We start from the raw sequence: 6,876 nt of genomic DNA, 5'->3' as shown, positions 1-6,876 counted from the left end.
CGCGAGGAGCTGCTCAACATGACCTTCTTCGACTACACCACGGAGGACGACCGGGAGGAAGATGCCCTCCTTTATGCGCGCCAGATCGCAGGGCAAATCGACAACTACGCCCTGCGCAAACGGGCCATCAGGCCTGATGGCAGCACAGTCTATCTCGACGTCCACAGCTCTTCTGTTCTCGACGCAGACGGAAGCTTCCGCTATGGCGTCCGCGTTCTGCAGGATGTCACCCTCGCAAAGCAGATGGAAGACCAGATTCGCGAAAGCGAACAGCACCTGCGTGACCTGCTGGAGGCGCTTCCGGCTGCGGTCTATACGACTGACGCGGCAGGCCACATCACCTTCTTCAACCAGGCAGCCGTGGAGATGTCCGGCCGCACGCCGGAAGTCGGCGACAAGTGGTGTGTTACCTGGCGGCTTTACAATCCCGACGGCAGCCCGCTTCCCCACGACCAATGCCCCATGGCAGTAGCTTTGAAGGAGGATCGGCCCATTCGCGGCACAGAGGCAATCGCAGAGCGGCCAGATGGCACCAGGATTCCCTTCATCCCCTACCCCACACCTCTTCATGATGGCGATGGCAAGTTGGTTGGCGCGATCAACATGCTGGTGGACATCACCGAGCGTAAGCAGGCAGAGAACCGACAGAAGGTTTTGATCGACGAGCTCAATCATCGTGTGAAGAATACGCTTGCGACCGTACAGTCTCTGGCGGGCCAAACCGCGCGGCATGCTGATGGGCTGGAGGATTTTACCCAACGGTTTGAGGCCAGACTGCTTGCCCTGTCGCGTGCCCATGATCTGCTGACGACGCGTCACTGGGAGGGCGCCTCTATGGATGTGCTCGTCAGCGAAGTGTTGACTGCGATGACAGGTAACGCAGCGCAACAGATCGAGGTGGGCGGCCCTGAAGTTGATCTCGATGCTCGCACGACACTGAGTGTCACCATGGCACTCAACGAACTGGCCACCAATGCCATGAAGTATGGTGCACTTTCATCTGAAGCGGGTAGGCTGTCGGTCACCTGGCGCCTTGAAGAGGAACCCGACCTGCGTCCGAGACTGCTCCTTGAATGGCGCGAGCGGGATGGTCCGCCTGTGACGCCGCCGACGCGACGCGGTATTGGCAGTCGGTTGATGGAGCGGGCAATTGAACGGGACCTGGGCGGCCAACTTGACCTTGCCTTCGAGCCACCGGGAGTGGAGTGCCGGATCTCTTTCGTGGTCGGACCTGCACTGCATGAGTAAGTTTAGCGGTATCAAAGTCCTCGTCGTCGAGGACGAGAGTTTTGTGGCGCTAATGATTGAGGACATGCTCCAGGATCTAGGATGCGAGATCGTTGCTTCCGTGGCGAGGCTGAAGGAAGCCTGCGATATGGCGTCAACTGCGGAGCTCGATCTGGCGGTCCTCGACATCAACCTCGGTGGGGAGCGGAGCTTTCCGGTCGCTGAGATCCTGCGCGAGCGCGGGGTGCCGTTTCTGTTCAGTACCGGTTACGGAAAAAATGGCGTCCCTTCTGAGCTCTCCGGATCTCCAGTGTTGAGTAAACCCTTTTCGGGGAAAGAGCTGGAAGAAACGCTGTCGTCTGCTCTTGGGCTGCCTCTTCGAACGTAACCTCGGGGACAGCGCGGTCACCCCTCCAACGCGATCTCAATGCCAGCGCGTGACCGACCGGAATAGCTACCCTCGGAGCCGTATCGCCCTCCCTCGGAACGCTTCGCCTTTGGCTATCAGGGCGTCCGAGGCATCCAGCGCCGCGGTACCCGACACGGCAGGCTTCTGACCGGCCAAGATTGTACCGAAGAACGGGAGACATATCCTAACTGGACGCCGCGGTTGACGAACGCGACACAATGACGAGGCGCCATCAGCCATCGATCATCTCCATGATCTTATCTGCGAGTTCCGCCATCACGAAAGGCTTCGTGATCACCTCCATGCCCGGTCCGAGGTGACCATTCCCAACGGCGGCATTGTCCGCGTACCCGGTGACAAAAAGCACTTTCAGGTCTGGACGATATCCTCTTGCAGCGTCCGCCACCTGACGTCCGTTCATGCCGCCGGGGAGACCGACGTCGGTGATCAGCAAGTCGATCCGGCCGTCGCTCGTGAGTAGTTTGAGGCCCGATGGACCGTCCTCCGCCTCGAGTGCTGTATAGCCAGCTTCCCGCAAGACCTCCACAATTAGCATTCGCACGGTTGGCTCGTCATCAATAACAAGAACGGTCTCGCCTGCGCCGGACTCCGGTATCGGGCCGTCCTGGGCGATCGGTTCCTGCTCTACAGCTCCAGTGTAGCGAGGCAAGTATAGGCACATCGTCGTGCCATGACCCTCTTCAGAATGAACTTGGATCTGTCCCCCTGACTGACGCAGGAACCCGTGGATCATGGACAGGCCGAGCCCGGTCCCCTGGCCAATCGGCTTCGTGGTGAAGAAGGGGTCGAAGACCCGCTCGACGATATCCTTCGGGATACCAGTTCCAGTGTCAGTCACGCAGATCGAGATGTACTGGCCCGGCGGCAAATCGCGCTCGGCCCCGGCGTGCTCATCCAGACACTGGTTGGCTGTCTCGATAGTGATACGGCCTCCGTGGGGCATTGCGTCGCGCGCATTGATTGCCAAGTTGAGCAAGGCATTTTCTAGCTGAGAAACATCGACCTTCGCCGCCCAAAGGCCAGCGGCTCCGACCACTTCGACAGCGATGGAGGGGCCCACGGTGCGTTGGATCAATTCCTGCATACCTACCACAAGCCGGTTCACATCCGTCGGCTTGGGGTCGAGCGTCTGACGGCGCGAAAAGGCTAGCAGGCGCTGCGTCAATGCCACCGCGCGTTGCGCAGAGGTCTGCGCGCCGGCGATGAAACGGTCGATCCCCTCGGTCTTACCTTGCTTCAACCTGCGACTGATCACCTCCAGACTCCCTGTGATGCCAGCGAGCAGATTGTTGAAGTCGTGCGCGATGCCGCCAGTGAGCTGTCCGACCGCTTCCATTTTTTGAGCCTGCCTCAGAGCCTCCTCGGCCTGAGCGCGCTCTTTGATGGCTTCCTCAATGCGCTGCTCAAGTGAGCCATTCAGGCTTTTTAGCTCCATGTAAAGCCGTGCGTTATCCACAGCGATCGCAGCGTGTGCTGCAATACCCACCATGAGATCCTCGTGGTTCTTCTTGAACTGCCCGGCGTCTGGGTGCCCAAAGAACAAGCCACCGATCACCTCTCCAGAGCGGGATTGAACGGGAACGGCGAGATAGCTCCGCACCGGCAGATGCCCCTGAGGCATGCCATAATGGGGAGCATTTTTCCCATACCGAGCATCTAGCAAGATGTCGTCTGATCGTATCACGCCCTCGCCCATGAAAGTTGGCGCGAACACCTTGGTAGCACGGGGATTACCGAAACTTTCGAACTGAGAACGCTCGGCACCAGAAAGCGTGTACAGAAGGTACTTGCCTCCATCCTCGGCCAAGACATTGTAGAAGAACGCCCCAAATCGCGCGCCCGTAAGCTTCACGCCAGCATCCGTGACCATCTGGACAATCCGCTCGAGCTCCACTTCCGCTGTTAGCGCCTGTCCGATTTGATTGAGCGTTTCGAGAGTCCGACGCTGTTCTTGCTCCTCCGCAATGGGGCGAGCCTCAATAATCGTTCCTATTGGCTTGCCGCTGCCGTCCAGGATCGGGCTCGCCGTGTATGCGACTGGGTAAAAAGTGCCATCCTTGTGCACAAACACCTCTTCCCCTTGCATCTGCGCCCGTTCAGGGAAAGCTCTGTCGATCGGGCAGTCTTCGAGCGGATAATGACGACCATCCGGGTGCTTGTGGTGAATGACATCATGCAGCGGCCGCCCCTGTAGTTCAGCTCGGGAGAAGCCGGTGAGTTGCTCGGCTGCCCGATTTGCGAAGACACAGTACTGGCGCTCATCCATGAGGAATAAGGCCATCGTCGTATTGTTGACGATCGCCTCGAGCCGACGCGTCGGATCGTTCAAGTGCTGCCCGAAATCCATATGCAATCCTCGCAATCAGCCAATATTGGTACCAACCGAAACGCCTTCAAACGCAGAAGGCGTGGTAGCCGTTCCTGATCCAGTCTTGCGACTGCCAGTTCGTGCGCCAGTAGATGGTTGCGGCGTGAGTGTAAACAGCATCTGCGGTGGCAGCCGACGTGGCGGCAGCGAAAGGTACGGCGGCCATGGGCGGCACGGATTATTCGGAAGGCAGGACGACGTCTGCTTTCAGGCAGGCACGAGAGGATTTCCTATGACCGAGATGCAGGAGCGAAGCAGTCACCTTGACAGGACAGGCAGGCCACCACCTCCGAGATGGCGCATCGCTCGAAATTTACCTGAGCACTTCAAAAAGGCCCAAGTAAACTGTTTGAAGTCAGAAAACTAAGATCTTTGTGGGCCGGAGGGACTGCAATGGCATGCATGCGGGTGTTGCGGTGGTGAATCCAGGTGGACTATCAAGATGCAAGCAAGTCGTGCCCCGGCACGAAGGAAAGCCGAGCGCGGAATCTCAGTCATGCGCTACTGATGGCCATGGTCCCAACATTGCGCTAGATCTTCGCGATGACCGCATTTCCTTCCTTCCTCCGCATTGAGCCCGCCACCCGCCGTGTCTCTCTCGACGCGCGCAATTCAGCCTTCTATGGCGACCCCAACCGCTTCTATGCGGCACTCCACGAGCACTGCCCGACCTTCTACTGGGAGGAGCAGAAGCAATGGTTCTTCACCGGCTATGACCACGTCAACGCGCTGCTGCGAGATCGCCGCTTCGGCCGGCAGATCCTCCACATCGCCAACCGAGAGGAGCTAGGTCTACCGGAGCCGCAGCCGCATCTTACCAACTTCGACCTCGCCGAACGTCATTCGCTGCTCGAACTCGAGCCGCCGGAGCACACGCGGCTCCGGACACTGGTCAATCGCGCCTTCGTGTCACGCCACATCGAGCGGCTGCGTCCGGAGATTGCGGATTTGGCAGAGGATCTGGTCGACCGTTTCGAGAAGGACGGCAGGACCGAGCTTCTCTCCTCTTTCGCCGACATCATCCCGGTCACCATGATTGCGCGTATGATCGGCATCCCGGACGAGATGGGACCGCAGCTCCTGAAATGGAGCCATGACTACGTTGGCATGTACATGTTCAAACGCAGCCGGGAAGACGAGCTCGCCGCCGACCGCTCGGCACGTGAATTCGCCGATTACGTCAAGATGTTGATCGCTAAACGACGGACGGCGCCGCGCGAAGACCTGCTGAGCCACATGATCCACACGGAGCACAAGGGACAGTTTCTAACAGACGACGAACTTGTTTCCACTACAATCGTTCTCCTCAATGCCGGCCATGAGGCGACGGTCCACCAGATTGGCAACTCCGTGCGCGTGATCCTGGAGAGCGGCCTTTCGATCGCCGACATGTTCTGCGACGAGGCGGCAACGGAGCGGACGGTGGAGGAGACGCTGCGTATCTGCGCGCCGGTCCACATCTTCCAGCGTTGGGCGCTGGAGGACGTCGAGATCGACGGCGTCTCCTTGCGGCGCGGCGACAAGGTGAGCCTCATCCTCGCTGCCGCAAACCTCGATCCCCAAAAGTTCTCGGACCCGCTTGTTTTTAAGCCGGAGCGGCAGGAGGCGCCCAACCTCTCCTTCGGCGCCGGCATCCACTTCTGCATCGGCGCACCGCTTGCGCGGCTGGAGCTCAACTTGGTGCTGCCGATACTCTTCCGCCGCCTGCCGAGCTTGAGGATCGCGGAGACGCCCCGGGTGAAGGACGTCTACCACTTCCATGGCCTGGAGCGGCTGGACCTTGTCTGGTGAGACGCCGTTCAGGCGGCAGCGTCAGCTGCCTTGGCAAGGCCATAGCGGGCAGCCAGTTTGCTGAGCGACAGATGTGGCCGCAGGGCCTCTCGGGCAGCCTCGAACGTGTCGTAGAGTGCCCCTTCGGCGAGAGACGGAATGGTGATCAATTCATCCTGGTCGAAGCCTGCCAGGGCCGCATCAACGAGATCGGTAACACCATCACCATGTTCTGGTCCAGGTTGTCAAACGAGCCGCCGACGCGCTCGAATATTTCTGTACGGGTCAGCCCCGGCAGAACCGCCTGGAGCTTTACGCCGGTGCCAGCCAGTTCCCCGGGAAGCGGCTCGGTCAAGATCAAGAGGAAGGCCTTGCTGGCGCTGTAAGAACCACGGACGCAGTATTGATGATGCCGCCTGAACCGCGCTGCGCGAGAACCGCGCCTGACTGACGTCTGCTCAAGAGGCGGGCCGTAGTCGACGGCGTCCATTCGGTGACAGATCACGGTGCAAGAGGAGCGCCGCGATGACGATTAATCAGAGTCTGATCACGTAGTCTTTGCGAGTCGTTTCAATCACTTCCCACGTCCCCTTGAAGCCCGGCCTGAGGATCAGGCGGTCACCGGTGCGCAGGTGGATCGCCTCGCCGCCCTCCTCCGTGACGATCGAGTAGCCATCAATAATGTGGAGATACTCCCATTCGTCGTAGACGATTCGCCATTTGCCAGGAGTTGCTTCCCAGACGCCGGCATAGAGGCCGCGGTCGGCCTCCTCCAGGTTCCAGGTCCGGAACGTGGGATTGCCTGCGATCAGCCGGTCGGGCGCCGGAGCGCCCTCTTCCGGTTTGGCGAATGAAAGATCAAAGCTGATGGCTCTCGTCATAGGGAAAATGTCCTGTCTGTTGAAATGATATCCGTCTCGGGCAAGCCAACGGGCCGCCTGGCACAGGTCTCATAGAACATCTCCGGCTTGCCTCTCCCCCGCTCTAGAGGGAGAGATATCTGCTACTTTGAGCTCAAGACGGCACACCCGGAACCGGAAGATTGTCAAACGAGTTCACCTGGGAGCCAGAGGTGTATGCC

General features: G+C 59.5%; 7 protein-coding genes. 3 read left to right on the top strand and 4 right to left on the bottom strand.

The window, feature by feature from the left end; translation table 11 throughout:
* Together MUU54_RS23505 and MUU54_RS23500 are read left to right on the top strand one after the other, a co-directional pair.
* The coding region (locus MUU54_RS23505) for a sensor histidine kinase (protein ID WP_247246372.1) at positions 1-1,248 on the top strand (1,248 nt) is incomplete at its 5' end.
* Positions 1,241-1,615: a response regulator gene (locus tag MUU54_RS23500; protein ID WP_247246371.1), complete on the top strand. Its 375-nt coding sequence runs from the start codon at positions 1,241-1,243 to the stop codon at positions 1,613-1,615. The genes MUU54_RS23505 and MUU54_RS23500, both read left to right, overlap by 8 nt.
* A 253-nt stretch (positions 1,616-1,868) precedes the next feature.
* On the opposite strand, the gene MUU54_RS23495 is transcribed toward MUU54_RS23500, so the two are convergent.
* The gene (locus tag MUU54_RS23495; RefSeq protein WP_312038864.1) at positions 1,869-4,004 is read right to left on the bottom strand and encodes an ATP-binding protein; all 2,136 of its coding nucleotides are present in this window, start codon (positions 4,002-4,004) and stop codon (positions 1,869-1,871) included.
* Between the two features lie 564 nt (positions 4,005-4,568).
* On the opposite strand from MUU54_RS23495, the gene MUU54_RS23490 reads away from it, so the two are divergent.
* Positions 4,569-5,816 carry a cytochrome P450 gene (locus MUU54_RS23490; protein ID WP_247246370.1) on the top strand — a complete coding sequence of 416 codons (1,248 nt, stop codon included), beginning with the start codon at positions 4,569-4,571 and terminating at the stop codon, positions 5,814-5,816.
* 8 nt (positions 5,817-5,824) lie between these two features.
* On the opposite strand, the gene MUU54_RS23485 is transcribed toward MUU54_RS23490, so the two are convergent.
* Genes MUU54_RS23485 through MUU54_RS23475 form a run of 3 tightly spaced genes read right to left on the bottom strand, consistent with a single transcriptional unit; the run spans position 5,825 to position 6,676 of the window.
* Positions 5,825-5,965: a hypothetical protein gene (locus MUU54_RS23485; RefSeq protein ID WP_247246369.1), complete on the bottom strand. Its 141-nt coding sequence runs from the start codon at positions 5,963-5,965 to the stop codon at positions 5,825-5,827.
* Positions 5,962-6,285 carry an SDR family NAD(P)-dependent oxidoreductase gene (locus MUU54_RS23480; RefSeq protein ID WP_247246368.1) on the bottom strand — a complete coding sequence of 108 codons (324 nt, stop codon included), beginning with the start codon at positions 6,283-6,285 and terminating at the stop codon, positions 5,962-5,964. Before MUU54_RS23480 ends, MUU54_RS23485 begins: the two co-directional genes overlap by 4 nt.
* 46 nt (positions 6,286-6,331) lie before the next feature.
* Positions 6,332-6,676, bottom strand: coding sequence for a cupin domain-containing protein (locus MUU54_RS23475; RefSeq protein WP_247246367.1), 345 nt, complete (start codon positions 6,674-6,676; stop codon positions 6,332-6,334).
* Positions 6,677-6,876: the final 200 nt, after the last annotated feature.

This window comes from Pseudorhizobium tarimense (assembly GCF_022968135.1).
In the GTDB taxonomy this organism is placed as follows: domain Bacteria; phylum Pseudomonadota; class Alphaproteobacteria; order Rhizobiales; family Rhizobiaceae; genus Neorhizobium; species Neorhizobium tarimense.
The sequence above is the reverse complement of the archived record's forward strand: the minus strand, read 5'-3'. Positions and strand labels throughout refer to the sequence as shown.

Excerpts from the sequence above, each read along its gene's own strand:
- MUU54_RS23480 (WP_247246368.1), bottom strand. The coding sequence starts at position 6,285 with ATGGACGCCGTCGACTACGGCCCGCCTCTTGAGCAGACGTCAGTCAGG.
- MUU54_RS23495 (WP_312038864.1), bottom strand. The coding sequence starts at position 4,004 with ATGGATTTCGGGCAGCACTTGAACGATCCGACGCGTCGGCTCGAGGCG.
- MUU54_RS23475 (WP_247246367.1), bottom strand. The coding sequence starts at position 6,676 with ATGACGAGAGCCATCAGCTTTGATCTTTCATTCGCCAAACCGGAAGAG.
- MUU54_RS23500 (WP_247246371.1), top strand. The coding sequence starts at position 1,241 with ATGAGTAAGTTTAGCGGTATCAAAGTCCTCGTCGTCGAGGACGAGAGT.
- MUU54_RS23490 (WP_247246370.1), top strand. The coding sequence starts at position 4,569 with ATGACCGCATTTCCTTCCTTCCTCCGCATTGAGCCCGCCACCCGCCGT.